General features: G+C 42.5%; 15 protein-coding genes and 2 pseudogenes. 6 read left to right on the forward strand and 11 right to left on the reverse strand.

All coding sequences use genetic code 11. The features are described from left to right. Positions 1-7 precede the first annotated feature (7 nt). From ABIE27_RS10325 to ABIE27_RS10345, 5 genes are all read left to right on the forward strand, one after another. Positions 8-3,568, forward strand: coding sequence for a DUF4132 domain-containing protein (locus ABIE27_RS10325; protein WP_429350493.1), 3,561 nt, complete (start codon positions 8-10; stop codon positions 3,566-3,568). 10 nt (positions 3,569-3,578) lie between these two features. After that, positions 3,579-5,468, forward strand: coding sequence for a hypothetical protein (locus tag ABIE27_RS10330; protein ID WP_429350494.1), 1,890 nt, complete (start codon positions 3,579-3,581; stop codon positions 5,466-5,468). Then, positions 5,455-5,733: a hypothetical protein gene (locus tag ABIE27_RS10335; RefSeq protein WP_123066451.1), complete on the forward strand. Its 279-nt coding sequence runs from the start codon at positions 5,455-5,457 to the stop codon at positions 5,731-5,733. Before ABIE27_RS10330 ends, ABIE27_RS10335 begins: the two co-directional genes overlap by 14 nt. A gap of 338 nt (positions 5,734-6,071) precedes the next feature. Beyond that, positions 6,072-8,582, forward strand: a complete 2,511-nt coding sequence (locus ABIE27_RS10340) for a WG repeat-containing protein (RefSeq protein ID WP_429350495.1) — start codon at positions 6,072-6,074, stop codon at positions 8,580-8,582. 274 nt (positions 8,583-8,856) lie between these two features. After that, positions 8,857-9,255: an RDD family protein gene (locus tag ABIE27_RS10345; RefSeq protein ID WP_123066449.1), complete on the forward strand. Its 399-nt coding sequence runs from the start codon at positions 8,857-8,859 to the stop codon at positions 9,253-9,255. Positions 9,256-9,308: 53 nt separating this feature from the next. Here the strand turns inward: ABIE27_RS10345 and ABIE27_RS10350 are convergent, their stop codons facing one another. The 9 genes from ABIE27_RS10350 to ABIE27_RS10390 all read right to left on the reverse strand — a co-directional run bounded on the left by ABIE27_RS10350 (position 9,309) and on the right by ABIE27_RS10390 (position 16,353). Further along, positions 9,309-9,761: a hypothetical protein gene (locus ABIE27_RS10350; protein WP_429350496.1), complete on the reverse strand. Its 453-nt coding sequence runs from the start codon at positions 9,759-9,761 to the stop codon at positions 9,309-9,311. A 549-nt stretch (positions 9,762-10,310) separates the two neighbouring features. Next, positions 10,311-10,787: a protein-tyrosine phosphatase family protein gene (locus ABIE27_RS10355; protein ID WP_123066416.1), complete on the reverse strand. Its 477-nt coding sequence runs from the start codon at positions 10,785-10,787 to the stop codon at positions 10,311-10,313. Position 10,788: 1 nt separating this feature from the next. Beyond that, on the reverse strand, positions 10,789-11,214 hold the full coding sequence (arsC, locus tag ABIE27_RS10360; RefSeq protein ID WP_192895148.1) for an arsenate reductase (thioredoxin): 426 nt from the start codon (positions 11,212-11,214) through the stop codon (positions 10,789-10,791). Between the two features lie 2 nt (positions 11,215-11,216). Continuing rightward, entirely contained in the window at positions 11,217-12,653 is a 1,437-nt protein-coding gene (locus ABIE27_RS10365; protein ID WP_123066414.1) for an arsenic transporter, read from the reverse strand. Next, a complete protein-coding gene (locus tag ABIE27_RS10370; RefSeq protein WP_123066413.1) occupies positions 12,650-12,979 on the reverse strand; it encodes an ArsR/SmtB family transcription factor in 330 nt (109 codons plus the stop codon). The genes ABIE27_RS10365 and ABIE27_RS10370 overlap by 4 nt, the downstream gene beginning before the upstream one ends. Positions 12,980-13,113: 134 nt before the next feature. Then, positions 13,114-13,296, reverse strand: coding sequence for a hypothetical protein (locus tag ABIE27_RS10375; protein WP_123066412.1), 183 nt, complete (start codon positions 13,294-13,296; stop codon positions 13,114-13,116). A gap of 59 nt (positions 13,297-13,355) precedes the next feature. Next, the gene (locus tag ABIE27_RS10380; RefSeq protein WP_240037148.1) at positions 13,356-14,384 is read right to left on the reverse strand and encodes a flavin-containing monooxygenase; all 1,029 of its coding nucleotides are present in this window, start codon (positions 14,382-14,384) and stop codon (positions 13,356-13,358) included. A gap of 75 nt (positions 14,385-14,459) precedes the next feature. Continuing rightward, on the reverse strand, positions 14,460-15,872 hold the full coding sequence (locus tag ABIE27_RS10385; protein WP_240037137.1) for an NAD(P)-binding domain-containing protein: 1,413 nt from the start codon (positions 15,870-15,872) through the stop codon (positions 14,460-14,462). 64 nt (positions 15,873-15,936) lie between these two features. Beyond that, positions 15,937-16,353 (reverse strand): MarR family winged helix-turn-helix transcriptional regulator, encoded by a 417-nt coding sequence (locus ABIE27_RS10390; RefSeq protein ID WP_260871138.1) that lies wholly within the window; start codon positions 16,351-16,353, stop codon positions 15,937-15,939. Between the two features lie 167 nt (positions 16,354-16,520). Here ABIE27_RS10390 and ABIE27_RS10395 point away from each other — a divergent pair. Further along, positions 16,521-17,014, forward strand: a pseudogene (locus ABIE27_RS10395) (arsinothricin resistance N-acetyltransferase ArsN1 family A). A gap of 760 nt (positions 17,015-17,774) precedes the next feature. Here the strand turns inward: ABIE27_RS10395 and ABIE27_RS10400 are convergent. Continuing rightward, on the reverse strand, positions 17,775-18,758 hold the full coding sequence (locus ABIE27_RS10400; protein ID WP_123066409.1) for a glycoside hydrolase family 43 protein: 984 nt from the start codon (positions 18,756-18,758) through the stop codon (positions 17,775-17,777). A gap of 28 nt (positions 18,759-18,786) precedes the next feature. Further along, a pseudogene (locus ABIE27_RS10405) lies at positions 18,787-19,020 on the reverse strand (arabinose transporter permease); the annotation flags it as partial.

The raw sequence follows: 19,020 nt of genomic DNA on the forward strand, positions 1-19,020 counted from the left end.
TAAAATCATGCTTACCGCAGACCGTGCAGTAGAGAGTTTGGTAGAAAAGTTCGCTTCCATTTGTTCAGATGACTACTCGCTTACAACGGATCGCAGCTCCGAAATTATTGATTACGTCATGGGTGCAACAGAAAAGTTCCCTGAGATGATGGGTAAAACGAGTCATTATGTCTATCGAACGGTAGAAGCACTGTCCAAGCTTGGCAAAAAAGAAGATGGAGATATTTTTTTTCGTGCCGGAGCTATTGCCATGCATTTGGAATCGAATTATTTCCGTAGAAGCCCTTGGGGGGTTAATGCATTCACAGCATGTCTCGGTGATGATTCGGAGGCTTACGGATTAAATGGGAAAAGCAAGAGTTCGGATCGGATGGCAACCTTGTTATCTCGTTTGAAGAAAATGAAGCAATATGCGGGTGAAGAAGAAATCCTCTCCGAGCTTAAGAGGCGCGTGAAGCGAGCACAATGGCTTTTTGATTCCAAAAAAGCAGACAGTCAGGGTAATTTCAGAGATGTGATTGATGCCATGATGCTTGTTCATTTGTGTGTGCAACCGGATGTAGAATTTGCGAATAAGCAAGAGATCAAGGATATGAGTTCCGTCTTGCCCGAGCTGTTCCAGCATGTTATGGCTAAGGATGCGGCAAAGCTACATCAAGAGCTGTACCGCTTGATTGAACCTTTGGTTGCAGGCAACGTTCAAGGCAAGCAAAACAGTTCGTCACAGTTGCTGGAAGAGGAATTCCTGAAACGGAAACGCAGCGAATTGATTGCCAAGCATTATCCAGAAATCACTTACTCCGCGAAACATCATGTTTCGCATGCCGAATTCCATCAGACGATGGTTTTATTGAGCAGTGCGGTCTTGTATCTGACGAATATCAATGGAGGAAAGCAACGCTTTCTGGATAACGTTAGTGACGTTGGCAAGGTTCTTCTCGAAGTCATTCATCACCTGCATGAGCTCTATCCGATGGAGGTTCGCAAGTATTTACTTAGTATGAATCCTCGTTCAAGAAGCGAAGATGATCTGCTGTCCGGGCTGATCCCGCTGAACGAGCCCTATCAATTAATTGAAATGACGCAACTCGAATTGAATTCGTACCGCGTGTCTTGGATTATAATCAAGGCGGCAATTGCCAACCAACCTGAGCACGCCAAACGAGCATATGAGATTGTCAGAGCACCATTCCTGAAGTTATGTCTTCATAAAATGATGTTGGATCAAGACATCCATGGAATTCAACCGGAAAACACAATTGAAGAGGCTGTGTTCCGTGTGTTGCGTCAACCGCTCGAAGGTGGGAGACAAGGTCTTGCCATTGCGAGATATTTAAGTGGTGAGTACACCCTTGAAGAGTATTGGGAAGACAAGGACAGCCGTGGATTGTTTAATCATGTCAATCGGGACCGGAAGCGGATTAACAATCTCATTAGCATCAGTTTCCTGCCCATTGATTCGGAGCCAATGCACCGCTTTGCGATTTTGCTAACTCATCCGGAATGGACGCTGGACATTGTTTCGGACATGTATCATTCTTATGCTTTTAGTGGTGAGCAAATTTTGAATACGTATGGTGACGATCCTCAGGTAAAACGAGAACAACTGCTGACTAGCCTGATTTCGCTGAATGGGATGACAGATTATACGTATCAATCGATGCCGCAGGATGAGTATCGCCGTATTTTACAGCAAAACCTGGAGTATGCATTAAAGCAGTATAAAAAACTGCCGACGGATACACGTCTTTTAACGCTTGAAGTTGCATTTGAGCAGAGATCTACCCTGCCTAAGCAACAATTGGTAGCAGCTATTCAAGCAGGTTTACAGGATGCTTCTAAACGGGCAAGCAGTATGGCTTTGGCCGAGTTCAATCGGGTTCCGGATCAAGAACTGTATATGATGATCTACCGTGCGGAGAAAAAGGCTTCCATTAAAGAAATGGCGCTAACGGCGATCCGCAGTCTGGATAACAGTAAGGAATTATATACTGAACTCTTGCAAAGTGAGAAAGCCACCGAATGGAAAAACCTGATTCAAATTCTGCTTGACACTGCTGATCTAAGCCCTGAATATTCGCACGCAGCGTTAGCTGACCTGGCCGATGCGAAAAAGATGTCCCGGATCAGCTGGTTACCTCTAAAGGAACTGCCTGCTCTGATTCGATCAGCAGATGGTTTGCCTTTGGATGACCGGATCAAACAATATGTATTACTGCAATCTATCGATCATGGGTCTGGACCGAATGAGCGGTTAAATGAACTGCGAGAATATGTAAGCGAAGCTTCGCTTATCAGGTTTTCAAAGGAACTGTTGCAGCTATGGATTCAGGATGGTGCGCCTGCGAAGGAAAAGTGGGTTATGTATGTTTCCGCACTTTTCGGTGATCTTCAGATTGTTCATATATTGACCCCACAGATTAAGGAATGGACAGAGAATAGCCGTGGGGCTATAGCGGCCGAAGCAGTGAAAGTACTAGCATTTCTAAAAGAACCTGCCGCACTCATGGCGATTGACAAGGTTAAACGCAGCGTTAAGAACCGTCAAGTGAAAGGCGCAGCCGAAGAAGCATTGCAGCTTGCAGCAGAGAATATGGGATTGACTGCAGAGCAGCTTGAAGATCGTTTAGTCACTTCCCTCGGTTTTGATGAAAAAGGCACGTTACAGCTTAGTTACGGTGAGCGGTCCTTCCAGGTGAAAGTTAATGCCGATCTACAGGTTGTTGTTGTAAACGAAGAAACGGGTAAAGCCGTTAAAAGTTTGCCTGCTCCGGCACAGAAGGATGACCCTGAGCTCGCCGCAGAATCCAAGGCACGTTTCACCCAGTTGAAGAAAGATCTGAAAACGATGGTTACGATTCAGACTGCACGCTTGGAAGAGTTTTTATCCAAACAGCGTTTATGGACCGCTGAGGAATGGACTTCCCTATTTGTAGACAATGTCATCATGCAGAAATTTGCCGTTGGATTAATCTGGGGCGTTTATGAGCAGGGCGAGTTAGTCCGTACATTCCGTTACATGGAGGACGGTACATTTAATACAGTAGATGAGGATGAAACGGATTTGCCATCAGGAGCTCAGGTGGGTCTTGTACATCCGCTTGAACTCGACCAGGATACGTTAGAGGGTTGGGCTACTCAGCTTGAGGATTATGAGGTCAAACAACCGTTCGAACAATTGAAACGTCAAATCCATTTGATTGAGGATGAAGATCGGGCCAAGACAGAATATGATCGTCTTCCAGAAGAGGAATTTTCACCAACAGCTCTCCCGAAAGCATTGGAGAAATACGGATGGATTAAAGGTCCTGCGCAAGATGGCGGCTGGTTCAACGAGTTTTACAAAGAGTACGGAGAGATTGTTGCTGAACTTCGGTTCAGCGGTACAAGTATTACGTATTATGAAGGGATGGACGACGTGACGCTGGAATCGTTACATTTCTTCAAACCAAATGGCAAGAGACAGCACTATTATTATGCAGATAACAAATCCATTCCTTTAGGCCAAATTTCAGGCCGAGTATTCAGTGAGACTCTCTATGATATTTTGAGAGCAACGGGGCGCTGATTTCGTGGTTATGAACGATTTCAATGAATTCAAGCAGAAATTCAGGCACTTTTCCAAATTGTGCACAGAGGATTATCTCATTCGTTATGCGAACAAGGGGCTATACAAAAGGGCACTTAAAGAGCTGGATCAAGGTGTACAAGTACAGTACACCTGGAATACAGCTTCGGTGAGCTGTCAGCTAAGTGAGGGTATCGAGTGTACCCTCCATGCTACGCTGGATGATTGGCAGTGTTCTTGTCCATCAGAGAATATCTGCAAGCATGTGTTGATTGCAATTCTGTATGACCAGCGTCAGCAGATAACTGAAAACAGTGTTACGGGTGAAGATATTGTGGAAGTCGCGAAGCCTTTAGAAGACGTTCCTGCCTCTTCGCCGTCACTTTTGGATGTAAAATTGTCTTCAGCTGATTTTGTAGATCCTGACACTGCCAAAGAGTATAAGCTCGCGGTGCAGGATAAGTTTCATCAGGTTAACGAGTCAGACAAGCCAGATTACGGTTTGCAATCTCATTCGCCGGAGACAAATGTCCGTTTTCGCTGGATGCTTGAAGCCGATCTTACTCCCATCCTGAAATCATATACTTCGACGATGGTTGAAGAGGTGGTTTTTCGTTTACGTTATCCTGAAGACATTCAAATCATGGAAGACACGCTGCTCACCGTACATTTTAAAAGTCAGAATATAGAGGTATCCTTCACAGAAGAACCTCAGCTGACCAAAGCTTTATGCAAGTTAAAGCAGACCGCGGGAAAAATGGCCAAGCTTGAAGCTTTGCTGAGATACCGTTTGTATCATGGGGTGGATGATACGGACGCTTTGAGTGTCCGCGCATACGAGCCGAAATTCTCGCTTCAAACGATTCAGGAGTGTCGCGACATGTTGGGAGGTATGCTTAAGACAGGGCTTGCCAGACTTCCTCAGTCATATAATGCGCAACTGGAGACGCTGGCCATTGCTGCACATAGTGGTAACCTTCCAGAGATTGAACGTAGTTTACGCGGCATTCAGGGAGAGCTCCAGCTTTTTTTCAAACGTCATGTACGTTTCTCTATGCAGACGATGCTGGATCGTATAAGCAAGTTGTATCTCGCGCTAGAAGTGCTTGAACAAGGGGAGATTCCTGTTAGGCAGCAAAGTCAGCTGGTTGGCAGCTTCCGAAGTAAGTACTTTACCGTGCCTTCACTGCATCTCTATGGGCTAGGCGCAGACTCTTGGGAGACACGGTCAGGATTTCGCGGAATTACGTATTATTTCTATTGCTTTGATGATGGGCAGATCTATACGTACAGTGATGTACGTGCGGTGTATTATGAGGATCAACAATTCTCGTATGCCGAGCATTATGCAGCGTTTACCCCTTGGTTGCCAAGTTTGACATTTAGTCAATTTACGGGAGAAGAAGTTCAGTTTCAGTCGGTTAAAGTGAATGAAGAACGACGAATTTCTTCAGGTGATGGGGCGAAGTTAACTATTTTACCACGAACCGGCGTGACCGGGGTTCATTTTGGAGAGTACCTGATAGACATACCTGCTGCACTTCAACGCGAGCCTGATTCTATCGATCTATTCACTGAACCAAAAGAACGGTTGGCATTAATTGAGGTTGCTCGCATTACAGAGCATAGCTTCAACAAACAAACGCAGGATCTGATCCTTATAGTTGAGGATACAGAGGGGGCACGATTGCCTCTCACACTTCCTTACTCATCGGATTGGCAGTCTATGATTAACAGACTGGAATCAGGATTTGGTTCTCAAAAACTTGAACATTTTTATGCATTTGTACGAATAGAAACCAAACGTATCAGTCCAATCAGTTTTCTAAAGGGCCAGACGTTGCTAAGCTTGAAGCTGGATTCCAGTAGTGGAAGGATGGGACGTTTTGGAAGAAGATAATGGATTGATCCAGCAGTTATCTGATTGGTGTGAGGAATTACTTCTTCGGGGGTTATCTCAATTTTCGATTCGAGATACGCAACTGCTTGAGCAATTGGATACCAACGCGCAGCGAATGCAGATGCACTTCCTGCATGAATTGGTCAGCGGTGTTCTAGAAGCAGGGCGCAAAGTGGCATTAGGCGAAGGACAAGAAGAACAGCTCTTGAATCAATATTGTCGACTGAGTCAATATGTTCAGCTTAGTGTACAATCACAAACTTGATCTCTCTAGTTAACTTGTTTAACGTATGCCTGATTTTAATAATGATGAAACAGGATTAATTATTATACGAAAGTAAGGTATGAAGTAATTTTTGCTGGTTTTAGTCCTAATTAGATAGAAATAATCTGAAAAAATTGCAGGGCAGCTGAGCCTCTGCAATTTTTTTGTTGTTCATGTGAGTAAAAGTGATTTGATAAGCAGTCTTTTAATCAATGCACAGAAGGTGAATTTAGAAGAGTGATACGATGAAGTAGAGGTGTCACAATACACTTTCATGTCATATCCCGAGTTATGCTGCATACCATTAGGCGAATGCGGTCATAAGGGAGGAAGCGGAAATGTCGATGAGTGAACCGCTATTACTGCAAATCGTAAATCAACATATTCCAGCGGGGGCAACGATCATTACCATTGATAAGCCAATTCAACATCCGGCAGTGTATGCGGCTGATCTTACAGGTGATGGCATGCCTGAAATTTCTGCTGTTTACCAATTGAATAGCGAGCTGTATCTGCTTATATTAAAGTTCATTCAAGGACATTGGATTAAAATGGCTCTGACAAAAGGGCTGGGTTATGGCGTTAAGTTGCTGACAGCAGCGCCTGTAACTTCAACGGCAAGAAATAATCTGATTGTAGGCTGGCAGATCGGAGCCATTTGGTCAAAACTTGCTGTGTATGAATGGACCGAATCCGGCCTTACGGACATTGCCCCGGACGATTTGTATTACAGCTATGCCGAGATTGTAGATATACCTGGCGTGAATGGCCGAGATGGGAAGGTTGAAATAGCATTGTGGATTCATGACACTGGTGAAGCTTATCGAGTGGAGATTATTCGATGGCAGCAGAGTCAGTGGGTCCCAGCAACGGATGCATACCGAGCCTACTTTCCAAAAGTCGTGCAGTATTATGAGCAGTTAACGCAACATTATCCCGACTATGTGTTTTATTGGTACTATCTTGCGGATGCTCAGTTTCATGCTGGGTCATATCCCGCGGCACTCATTTCAGTCCAGAAAGCACTAAGCTTTCCGGAAGCGTATCCTTCAAGAGAGAACTTGCTTGAACTGGAGAAAAAAATAAAGCAGGCGATGACTGCAACTGCAGGTACAGATCTCAGACTGACGACATGGTTATATCCCGTCTCTGTCCGAACAACAAGTGGAACGCGCTGGGGTTATATGGATGCACAGGGACATATCCTCCTGGAGCCGGTGCTGGAAGAGGCTCAGGCGTTTCAACCTAACGGGTTGGCAGTTGTCGTAAAGAAGGGTCGTGCCGGTGTCATCAATCTTCAAGGGCAGTATGTAGTTCAGCCAGTGTATGATTCGATTAACTCTTTTTCCGAAGAACGGGCCATGGCCATTGATTCTCAAGGGTTTAAAATGATTAATGAGCAAGGTACCGTGCTGACTAAGCGAGCTTATCCGTTTATCGCAGATATGCATGAAGGCAGAGCCATGTTTTATGATGAAAACCCAAATCAGACGAATGGCTCACCTAGCTTGTATGGATACCTGGATGCTTCGGGAAATGAAGTAATCCGAGCGCAATTCACTTCAGCAAATGATTTTCAGCAGGGCAAAGCCGTTGTGCAGATTAAAGATCAGGAATACGCCCTTATTGATCGGCACGGAAATCGTCTTGCAACGTACCCTTATGCCTATGTAGGGCCGTTAGGAGATGGTTTGCTTGCTTTTCAAAAAGAATCCTCTGGCAAATACGGATACATTGATGAAAGGGGCAATATTCGTATTCAGCCCAAGTTTACTTCCGCATTTGCTTTTAACGATGGGCAGGCTATTGTTAATACGGCAGAGGATTACAAATCGAACTATGGTGTCATTAATATGCAGGGATCATTTGTGATTCAACCCGCCTATAACGATATTCGGGAGCTTGGGGAGCACAGGTACGCACTCGGGAAGGCCATTAATCCAGAACAGCCGTATATCGGCTCGGTGTATGCACTCGCTGAATTGAATGGCAGAATACTAACGGAGTTCATCTATCGTAATGTGGAAAACTACAAACACGGTCTCGCATCCGCATCAGACGGAAATCAGACGTATCTTCTGGATTTGAGCGGCAGACCGGCTCCAGGATATCCTCGTGTAACAGGGGCAGGGTCGATGGAAGTTGTGGCTCCGGATCTGATTAAAGTGTTTGTGGATCAACGTTTATCCTATGTGAACCGGGCTGGACAGATGATTTGGCAACAGAATACGATCGTACCGTTACATCCGCCTTATCAGGTGCGTGAGGAGAAGTATAAACCCAACCGGGATTATCTCGTTTATTATCCGCAGGTTGACGGATTAGCCAATCAGACAGAGCAGGGTAAGCTTAATGCTAAGCTGAAAGAACTTTCCCAAGTAAAACCGGTTCCTGCAGATCAGCAACTGGACTATACCTATACCGGTGATTTTGATATAACTTTCTATCAGAAGCAATTGCTTCAACTGCAGTTGACGGGTTATAACTATCCAGCAGGAGCCGCACACGGGATGCCAACGATGGTGTATGCCATTATTAATCTATCCGACGGCCAGCTCTATGAATTGAAGGATCTGTTTAAGCCGGGCAGTGACTATGTGAAGGTATTAAGCCAAATTGTAGGGGATCAGATCAAAAATGATCCGCAGTATTCGTATGTTTTTCCAGATACGTACACCGGAATAAGTGCGGACCAGCCTTTTTTTGTTACAGCAGATGCATTGCATCTGTATTTCAACCCTTATGATATTGCACCATATGCTGCGGGATTCCCGACATTTACGATCCCATTTAGTCAGATTATGACTATTATTAATACAGATGGTTCATTCTGGAAAGCTTTTCATTGATCCATTGTAAGAGCAGGATAATTATACTACTAGGCCATATTTAAAATATGGCTATTTCTTTATTTTGGAAGTTGTAGAAGGGAAGGGCTTATATGAAAAGGTGGAGTCTAAACGTATTAATCGCATCCATTATTATTGTTAATAATTTCACAAAGTAGAAAGGGAGATACTTAGGAGATAAAAATGAATAATATGAACCAAATGGTATATATTTCTTGTATAATATAAATAATCGCGCATCAAGGTATGACAAAATAGTTTGGAGGAATCATTTTTGTATAAATCAGGTTTTTGGATTAGGCTTGCCGCAAGTTTCTTGGATGGACTTATTATTGGAATTCCATTAGTTATTATTGCCGGTGCACTTACTGGAAATTATGATTCAGATGAGCCAGTTGCTAAAATATTGAGTGCGTTATATTCAATTTTATTACCTGTTTACTGGTATGGACGAACGATTGGTAAGCGGATTTGTGGAATTCGAATTCAAATGTATGACACTCAAGAATCGCCTAAAATAACTACAATGTTAATGCGAGTTTTAGTTGCTGGACTTGTGTACGTATTGACGCTAGGTATTGGAATTATTGTGAGCGCGTTTATGGTTGGAATGCGAGAGGATCGTCGTGCAATACATGATTTTATAGCAGGAACAGAAGTTGTGTGGGATTAAGTTAAAAAACAGCAGAACCGTAATGAGGATATTATAAAATCATTAGCGGTTCTTTAACTTCTTAAGTACTGTTTCACAAAACTCGTATTTTGTACATATGTCTTTCCGGTATTTCCTCCCAAAACTTGACTAAAGCTTCTCGGTACCGATCTATTGCCGTATTCATTGAGCGTGCTATTATATAGATCCATAATCAACGTCCCATTAACTTCTTTAAAATAACCAGGTTGAATACTTTTTAACTGATCAGCCGCGGCCCCATCCCCATGTTTAATCACATTTTGAACTAATTGGAGCTCGTTAATTGTATCCCAGGATGTTACAGAAGTCGGTTGCCAATCGCTGTTCAAAAAAAGGTTTTTTATTTCTCCAAATGTGGTACAAAAATTTTTGAATTCCAGCTTCATACCTTTTTTATCTACAAAATGATGATGTCGAGTAATTTCCTCAAAAGATAATTCTCGAACTTGCTGCTCCCATACCTGATATAGTGTGGCTAAAGTCATCATATAGGTGTTGTACTTCATCAGATTTAAGGTTTGCCAGTAATCAAAACCGAAGTCGCGAGCCCTCTCCGCAAAATCAGCAGGATCATCTCGATCTGGATTGAAATAGGAACCTATTTCCGAACAATATTTTTTAGTTTCTTGCTCCGACTCTTCTTCTATATTATTGAACTATGTGTAGCCAAGCGTTCTTTATATATTTTCACATAACTACGTATTCTCTCAATGTAAGGTTTTCTTTGGTAATCAAGTAAATAAATGGTTTCATATTCAATCCTTTCTGAAGAACGGACTAGTTTAATTGCCAGTGTTTGTTCTACATACCAAGTTGTAATTTATTTCCTCCTATGATCATAATATAATCAGTTGCACAACGCTATCTTACTAGTAATATTTGTTTATTCACCTTTACACCATTGGTCATCGTGTGGTTGTACCTGACGACATTGGTCCTGCAGTTGCCAGCCTACTCAATCCTGACAATCGCTGGCGTTAGTTGAAGAAAAGCAGCCGATCACATTGATCAGCTGCTTTCTTAGTTTTATTATGCTATTGCTTCCCGTTAGCGTAACGATTAAAAGCCTTATTTAAGAATATTTCATTTAATAATTCCTTTTGAATTGGCTTAATATTAATGATACTTCTAATGCCTTTTGCCTTCAGTTCAGCATCCTCTATTGTATTGGCTAACCCTAGCTCTAACAGAGTGCCAGCTGCAACAGTTCCCGTTCTACCCTTGCCTCCACCACAATGAAAGGCGACCTTCTTGCCAGCATTATATGCTCCAACAACCTCATGAATGGCTTGTTTGAAAAGCTCGGCTTCATGTTCTTTCGTATCGTCATCAAGCGGAACCTTTACCCACTTCACATGATCTGTTGGATACGCGCACTCTGTTGCTTCTTCTCGAAGATCCACCACGACTTCTATACCTTCGTTAAGAACCATTGCCTTTACGTCAGCAGCTCCGCCCATAAAAACTCGTTCAGCGATAAGTGCATGGTATTTCTTTTCGGCGTAATCCATTTTACTTATCTTCTTTCAAGAATTGCTCGATACGAGCTTTAATTGAATCACGAACCTCAGCGAATGTAGCTGTGATTTCTTCCTCTGTACCTGTCGCCTTGGCTGGATCATCGAAGCCCCAGTGCCATCTTTCAGCTTTGTCATTACGTACAACGGGACAATTATCGTTAGCATGACCACAAAGCGTGATGATGTAGTCTGCTTGTTTTAAAATCTCAGGATCAATCACATCCGATGTATGATTCGAAATATCGATTCCAGCTTCTTTCATCGTTTGAACAGCACGAGGATTTAAGCCATGCGCCTCTAATCCAGCACTTCTCACCTCATATTTGTCACTACCAAGTGCCTTTAAAAATCCATCGGCGATTTGGCTTCTGCAAGAGTTTCCTGTACACAAAAAGTAAACAAGTGGTTTGTTGTTCATGATTATTGATCTCCTTTATCCTTGATATGGTTTACTTGTATTTTGGCTTCCCTCATTTTTGAATTAGCCAACGTTTTTATGACCATAGCAATAACAACCAATGCTACTGTCATTACGGCAATTATTAACCAAACGTTTATATTTGTTGAATGGATCAGGTATATCCACAGATACAGTCCTGTTAACGTGATAAAGAGCGTTGGGATAGTGAGCACAATTCCAATTTTGAAATAACTTCCCCATGTGATTTTTACATCCTTACGGGACAGTACATGTAGCCACAAAAGTGTGGCGAGCGATCCGATCGGTGTAATTTTGGGACCCAAGTCACTGCCGATAATATTGGCGTAAATCAGCGATTCCCGAATGACACCTTCCGTGCTGGTTCCGTCAATAGCAAGCGCATCAATCATCACCGTCGGCATATTGTTCATAACCGATGACAATACGGCAGCTAGAAAGCCCATGCCAAGTGTGGAGATGTAGAGTCCCTGGTCGGCAATAGCTTGAATTACCTTACCAAGTTCATCCGTCAATCCCACATTTCGCAGTCCATAAACGACGACGTACATACCAATAGAGAAAATCACGACTGCCCATGGAGCCCCTTTAATGAGCTTCCAGGTTTGAATAGCGTGACTCCGCCTTGCAGCTAAAATAAACAAGATGGCTATAACCCCAGCGATAACAGACACCGGAACTTGAATGAACTCGCTCATCAAGTACGCCACCAGTAGCACGGCTAAAATCACCCAAGATACGTTGAACAGTTTCTTGTCCTTGATCGCTTCAGCTGGTTTTTTGAGCTGACTGACTTCGTAGTTGCCTGGAATACTCTTTCTAAAGAACAAGAATAAGACCAGAAGACTCGCTAATATTGAAAAGAAATTCGGAACAATCATACGACTTGCATACTCCACAAAACCAATACCGAAGTAATCCGCAGAAACGATATTGACGAGGTTACTAACGACGAGCGGAAGTGAAGTTGTATCTGCAATAAAACCACTTGCGATGATAAAAGGTAAAATCATCTTTTGATCAAATTTGAGCGCTCGGACCATGGCAAGCACAATGGGTGTTAATATCAGTGCGGCACCGTCATTTGCAAAGAACGCTGCCACTGCTGCTCCAAGCAGCACCACATAAACGAACATCAGCTTGCCATTACCTCTTGCCAGCCTTGCCATGTGCAGTGCAGCCCATTCAAAAAATCCGATTTCATCTAAGATTAGCGAAATTAAGATAATAGCTACGAAAGCAAGCGTGGCGTTCCATACAATTCCTGTGACCGTACCTACATCGGATAGACTCACAACTCCAAAAAGAAGAGCAAGGACAGCTCCAGCTGACGCTGACCATCCAATATTAAGTCCCTTGGGTTGCCAGATCACAAAAGTCAGTGTCAGCAAAAAGATTAAAATCGCGATAATGGTCATGCTTCCTCCTGAGGACCGCAGCAGTTTTTCAATCCTGCTATTTTATCTTTCATGGATGGCAGATACGGATACACACACTGAACATATGCCTCTGCATCTGGATTCAGAGAGTAGTACACCCACTGTCCTTTTTTCTTCTCATTAAGGAGACCGGCTGCCTTTAGTTTTCGAAGATGCTGACTGGCGTTTGGTTGTGACATGCCAATAATGTCTGTGATATCACATACACAAAGTTCCTGTTCCTGAAGTAGCGCAATGATGGTCAAACGAGTTTTATCAGCTAATAACTTATACGCCTCAGCCATTTCCTGAATGCTTTGCTCCATACGTACACCCCCCTGTGATTATTCTTGTCAGCTTCATTTAATGATATAAGTATATAATAAATCACTTATATAAGAAATAACGAATATAAGGAGATTTAGTGCACCAAAAAAGTCGGCAATAAAGATTACCGACTTTACTCTCGAACTAAAAATTCACATTTTGACTTCATAAAATAATGACCAGCTTTCATCTTAACTATATCTTTCGTTTGATACGCAATGACTCCACCTTGATCTAATAATTCATTATGCTGATACACCTTTACATGCCATTGCTCTAAGATTGCATCTGCGGTATACAAAAGTGTGCCCTTCATTATAGTCACCTCAAGAATAGTTATAAACTAATTATAACATCCTTCTAAGAATCGACAGCTCACATTCTTTTCACAAGCGATTGTACAACTTTTTTCGCATCTTTCCCTGAGCCTCGAATCGTCGCCGAAGCAAATGAGGTCTGCCACGGTATACCTACAAAATGAATTCTTTCATCGCTTTGTTTTAAAGGTACACCTGATGAGTCAAGAATGTTCAATCCACTAAGATATTCGAAATTCGGAATATACCCTGTGGCAAAAATAACGGTATCCACATTCTCACGAGTCTCATCTACCCACACTACCCCATTTTCCGTAAAAGCTTTAAACATCAGTTTGGCATCCGGCTTACCTCGATCAATAGCATTTTTATATATACCGGTATCAAGGACACCGTCACTGCTTTTTTGCAATAATCGTTTGCCCCAATTGGATTGATCAAGCCTAAGTATAGTTAGCCAAAAGTGAATATCTTTCCCTGCAATGACCTGCGGCTTGAATTTGATCGGGCTTCTGGATGCAATCGTTACATGCGCCGTCCGAGCAAGTTCAACCGCTATTTGTACCGCCGAATTGCCACCTCCCACAACAATGATCCGTTTGTTTTTAAACTCTTTCTCATTTCGGTAGTCCTTAGCATGAAGCATTTCCCCCTTAAATTGATGCATGCCAGGAATGTCTGGAATATGAGGATTTACGAATGCCCCGCTTGCACAAATGATGGACCGTGTACGAAACTGTTCTCCGCTTGAGGTGTGGACTGTATAGATATTACTTTCCTTATCCACTCTGATTACATCTTGCCCTGAGTGTATTGGAAAATTGTATGTAGCTGCATAAGACTTTAAGTATTGAACAACCTCATTTCTGTGTGGATAAACATTTGTATCGCCTGGAAATCGGAGTCCTGGCAATGAGGAATACGGTGCAGGCGAGAACAACGTTAAGCTATCATAGTAATTTGCCCATGATCCTAGATGCTCTTCACTTTTTTCAAGGATGATAAAGTTCCGATTAGCTTCCTGTAAGTAATAGGCTGCTGCCAAACCAGATTGACCACCACCAATAACGATGCAATCATAAATCATGTTTTTCAATTTTCTCCCTCCTTCTATAAAAAGCTACTGCATCACGATTCGGATGCAGTAGCTCTGATTCTTGATTTAACCGCAGCAAGAATTTGAACCTGCCTTTTCCGTTTTTGAAGGTGAGCAACAATCCGAAGATGTTTCTTTCACTTGAACCGGTTCACAGCAGTTGTCCGTACCACTAGCTCCAAGACTACAAACCCCCGTCTCCGATAGTTCTAATTCTACTTTTTGCGCTGAATCCATATCTCCCACTAGTGCTGCTACAATGGATCTGACTTGCTCATATCCCGTTGCCATAAGGAAGGTTGGCGCTCTTCCATAGCTTTTGGCACCTACGATATAAAAGTCCTTTTCAGGTTGGCGTAGTTCTTTTTCGCCATGTGGTCGAACTGTACCGCAGCTGTGTACATTGGGGTCAATTAATGGTGCAAGTTCATAAACACATTCTAAGCTTGGGTCCGTTAATACCCGTATTTCTCGCACCATCGATAAGTCAGGGCGAGAACCTGTGTTACCTACAATTTCATCGATGTGATTAATAACCACTTGTTCATCTTTAATAGTTCCGGAAACCTGGATTTGTTCACCTTGTTTTTGAAGCTTCTCAATATGAAATGCTGTCAGGACCTTTACGGTACCGGATTCAACCACTTTTTGAATACGAGTACCCAGTTCTCCCCTTGCCTGAAGCCCATCTAATTCGCGTCCGCCATAAACATCCTCAATATTTGCCTTGCGAATAGCCCAAACGATTTCAGTTCTCGACTCTTCTTTTTGTAGCTCGGCAAGTTCGAGTAACGTGTTGATTGCAGAATGTCCGCTTCCTACAACAAGTACATTCTTGCCGCTAAATCGATTTTTCTCTTTTCCTAATACAGCAGGGATACCGTATGAAATGTGACTTTTAAGCGCTTTTTCCTCTTCTGAAAATATACCGTCTGAACGAAGCGGGTTAGGATTGGACCATGTCCCAGAAGCATCGATAACAGCCCGCGCCTCATAAATAAACGAAGATCCATTTTGTTCAACATGAAGTACAAACGGTAGTTTCTCACGCCCATTTGTTTTCACTTTACTTAACCCTTTTCGACTGATCGCAGTAACTTTCGTATTCAAATGCACATTTTGACTTAATTCAGGTAGAGCAGCCAAAGGTTTTAGATAATGCTCAATAATATCCTTACCCGTTGGGATCGTTTCGTTTTGTGGAGCAACCCAATTCGACTTTAGTAGCAACTCTTTAGCAGCTTTATCGATGTTATACTGCCATGGCGAGAACAGTCGTACATGTTCCCATTTTCGAATGTTTGCCCCTACTTCATCTCCAGCTTCAAACAACATAAAAGGCTCACCTTTTAAAATGAGTTGTGCTGCTGCCGCAAGACCAACCGGTCCAGCTCCAATGATTGCAACAGGTATTTTGCCCTTCTCTTGTACTAGTGCTTCGCAGCAGCTCACTTGGTGCACAGGGATATGTTTAATCATCTTAGTTTCCTCCATATAATTAGTTGCACTTTGCAAGTATTATATTAAATAAATGGGATAAGTATTATCCCAGTGGTGTACAGCATACGCTGGATTTCGCCATACTTTCGTTTAGTAGTTTGACGGCGTTGATGACCATATCCCGTTCAAACTCAGACATATGCGAAAAGACTTCTTTTAAATAATCATTCATCTGCTCATCAATGACCGTAGCAACAAACTTACCTTGTGTAGTCAAGGACAATATGTAAATCCGTCGATCTTCAGGTAAGGGCGTTTTTTGAACCAAACCCAGCTTAACGAGACTTTGAACCTGGCGGCTAAACGTCGTGATGTCAATGGATAGTGCATCTGCCACTTGTTGAATGGATGGATTATGCTTACGATCAATTTCATAAATGATATGACTTTGAACAAGCGAAATATCCAGCCCTCCTGCGGTGCAACAGTTTTTATCCAATAATCCAAAACGTCGTGTCATGATCTGAAACATCTCTCTTACGTTGTTTTCCAATTACCTCACCTCTTGTTATAGTTATACCTTTATTACTTGCAAAATGCAAATGTTTATTTTATTTTTCTATCCCCGTTCCCATTTCAAATAACATTGTGATATATAAACTTATACAAAAACAAATCGTAGGAGTGATCAACATGGTAATTCTGCGTCAAGCTGCTGAATTGGATCTGGGAAACATTCTAACTATCTATAACCAAGGTATTGAAGACCGCATTGCCACGTTAGAAACAGATATTAAAGATGAAGCTTACATATCTGATTGGTTTAACAAGCACCAGGGTCGTTACTCGGTACTCATAGCCGAACAGAATGATCAAGTGGTCGGATGGGCTTCTATCAATTCGTATAGCTCAAGAAGCGCGTATGACGGTGTCGGTGACCTCTCCATTTATATTCATCGTGATCATCGTGGCAAAGGGGTCGGAAAACAGTTGCTTCAGAGATTAGAGGAAATCGGTAAGCAGAATAACTTCTATAAGTTTGTTCTTTTCACCTTTCCATTATTATGCTTGGTCAGAGCCTATATCACAAAGCCGGATACCGAGAAGTAGGTGTATTTCAAAACCAAGGCGTTTTAGAAGGGAAATTTGTAGATGTGATGGCAATGGAGAAAATTTTATAAGCATCGCGAGCCGTATTGATCTTACAATACTAGGTTTTCGAATTACTTGAACACAATACATTAAACTATCCTGCCCGTTAGTTTAATGTATTGAAGGGCCAGACGCCGCTTAGATATACGTCTAATCGGCAATAGGAACATGTTCTTGTCCAATACGGTAATCGGTACAAGTTCTTGTCCTTAGCTTGGGACAAGAACTTGTACCGATAATATAAAAAAGCCGCTAAAATAGCAACTTCAATGGGACCATGTTCTTGTCCCTCGACAAATTTGTAGGTAACTAACATAGTTGCACAATAGAGCTATCGTCCTAAGATTGCGACTTCTTCCATGTTTGATAAATCTCAAAATTATCACAAGTATTTTTTCCTCACTTTTGGTTAATTCATGGTTAATTTAAGTAGGTTGATTAAATACGGATTCAGTATATTGCCAAATGCAACGTGTGGCGGAACCTCGCCCTCTTCTTTCCATATAGCTCTTTTATGTATAAAGTATTTAATAACAGCAATAGCCTAAGCATTTCGTAACAACATTTTTATAATTTAACGTTATCTCTTTCCTCTTTAAGCAAGGTTAGTCCCACTCAACTCTTCGACTTATTTGTTAAACTATCCTGCCCTTATGATACGGTTCGGCGTATTATCTTTAGAGCGAAATTGAAGGCACACAGAGGGTGCCTTCGATGTTCTTATTGTCTCTCTTGGCAAGTTGGTTAAACGAACTCAAATCCATCAACCAACCTTGTTGGGACACTCGTTCATTGTAAAGAACGTGCAAGTGCTTCAACAGAGCTGCGGAAATCGGGTCTGCCGTCAGCCGTCCACAAAAGCTCTGTCACAAATGTATGGCGATTCGGATCGTACAGCGGATCTCCTATAATGTTCTTGTACGTTCTTGCGTGAAACACAAATAGCGTCTCTTCTTCGTCCTCTGAGACAGTAAAGGAATTATGACCGGGACCATACATTGATATGCTCTCATCTGTCGAGAGAACCGCTGTTTGCGACTTGCGCCATGAGGTGGCATCGAGCAAATCAGCATCCGCGTCGGCTTCAAGTAGACCCATGCAATAATTGTAATCGGTGGCGCTAGCCGAGTAAGAGAGGAATACCCGATTACCCTTGCGAAGAAATGCCGCGCCTTCGTTCACTTTATAACCAATGATCTCCCAGTCATATTCCGGCAGCGAAATCATCGTTTGCGGCCCAGTCAGCGTCCATGGATTGCTCATTTTAGATATATACAGATTAGAGTTACCTTCAATATTCGGATCCTTTTGTGCCCATACGTAATAACGGCTGCCGTTATGCTCAAAGGTAGTGGCATCGAGGGCGAAGCTTTCCCATTCGGTACGAACCTGCCCTCTTTCCATCCAACTGCCTTGGAGCGGATTGACATTTTCATTCTCTAGCACGTACATCCGATGGTCGAACAAGCCTTCATTTGTTTCTGTCGTATGTGCTGCAGCGAAATACACGTACCATTTGTTATCAATAAAATGCAGTTCGGGTGCCCAAATATTGGCACTAAGGATACCAGTCTCGCGCTTTCTCCAGATCACTACAGGAGTAGACGTAACAAGCTCTTCAAGGTTCTGAGCTCTACGGATTTCAATCCGATCATACTCCGGAACGGATGCTACGAAGTAATAATAACCATCCGAATGTCGGTAAATAAAAGGATCAGCCCTCTGTTCAATTAATGGTTGAATGTCGTGTAACGCTCGTTGTTGGATTTCCATCTTATCACCCGTTTCGTCTTAATTTTTACTACCCTTTAACAGCACCTGCAGTCATACCGTCTATGAAATATTTCTGGAAGGCAATAAACAGTATGAAAATTGGAACGATGGAGAAGAAGGAACCCACGATCAATAGGTCATAGTTATTGCCATAAGGAGTTAACAACGTTTTCAAACCGATTGGAAGTGTATATTTACTCTGATCTCCGAGCACCATGAATGGCCACAACAGATTATTCCAGCTATTCATCCCATTCAAAAT

The sequence above is a fragment of the Paenibacillus sp. 4624 genome (assembly GCF_050435065.1).
GTDB classification, from domain to species: Bacteria; Bacillota; Bacilli; order Paenibacillales; family Paenibacillaceae; genus Paenibacillus; species Paenibacillus amylolyticus_D.

Bases quoted from the DNA above. Each gene is read 5' to 3' on its own strand.
- ABIE27_RS10325 (WP_429350493.1), top strand. From the start codon at position 8: ATGCTTACCGCAGACCGTGCAGTAGAGAGTTTGGTAGAAAAGTTCGCT.
- ABIE27_RS10330 (WP_429350494.1), top strand. From the start codon at position 3,579: ATGAACGATTTCAATGAATTCAAGCAGAAATTCAGGCACTTTTCCAAA.
- ABIE27_RS10340 (WP_429350495.1), top strand. From the start codon at position 6,072: ATGTCGATGAGTGAACCGCTATTACTGCAAATCGTAAATCAACATATT.
- ABIE27_RS10350 (WP_429350496.1), bottom strand. From the start codon at position 9,761: ATGACTTTAGCCACACTATATCAGGTATGGGAGCAGCAAGTTCGAGAA.
- ABIE27_RS10355 (WP_123066416.1), bottom strand. From the start codon at position 10,787: ATGGATTACGCCGAAAAGAAATACCATGCACTTATCGCTGAACGAGTT.
- arsC (WP_192895148.1), bottom strand. From the start codon at position 11,214: ATGAACAACAAACCACTTGTTTACTTTTTGTGTACAGGAAACTCTTGC.
- ABIE27_RS10365 (WP_123066414.1), bottom strand. From the start codon at position 12,653: ATGACCATTATCGCGATTTTAATCTTTTTGCTGACACTGACTTTTGTG.
- ABIE27_RS10370 (WP_123066413.1), bottom strand. From the start codon at position 12,979: ATGGAGCAAAGCATTCAGGAAATGGCTGAGGCGTATAAGTTATTAGCT.
- ABIE27_RS10375 (WP_123066412.1), bottom strand. From the start codon at position 13,296: ATGAAGGGCACACTTTTGTATACCGCAGATGCAATCTTAGAGCAATGG.
- ABIE27_RS10380 (WP_240037148.1), bottom strand. From the start codon at position 14,384: ATGATTTATGATTGCATCGTTATTGGTGGTGGTCAATCTGGTTTGGCA.
- ABIE27_RS10385 (WP_240037137.1), bottom strand. From the start codon at position 15,872: ATGATTAAACATATCCCTGTGCACCAAGTGAGCTGCTGCGAAGCACTA.
- ABIE27_RS10390 (WP_260871138.1), bottom strand. From the start codon at position 16,353: ATGACACGACGTTTTGGATTATTGGATAAAAACTGTTGCACCGCAGGA.
- ABIE27_RS10400 (WP_123066409.1), bottom strand. From the start codon at position 18,758: ATGGAAATCCAACAACGAGCGTTACACGACATTCAACCATTAATTGAA.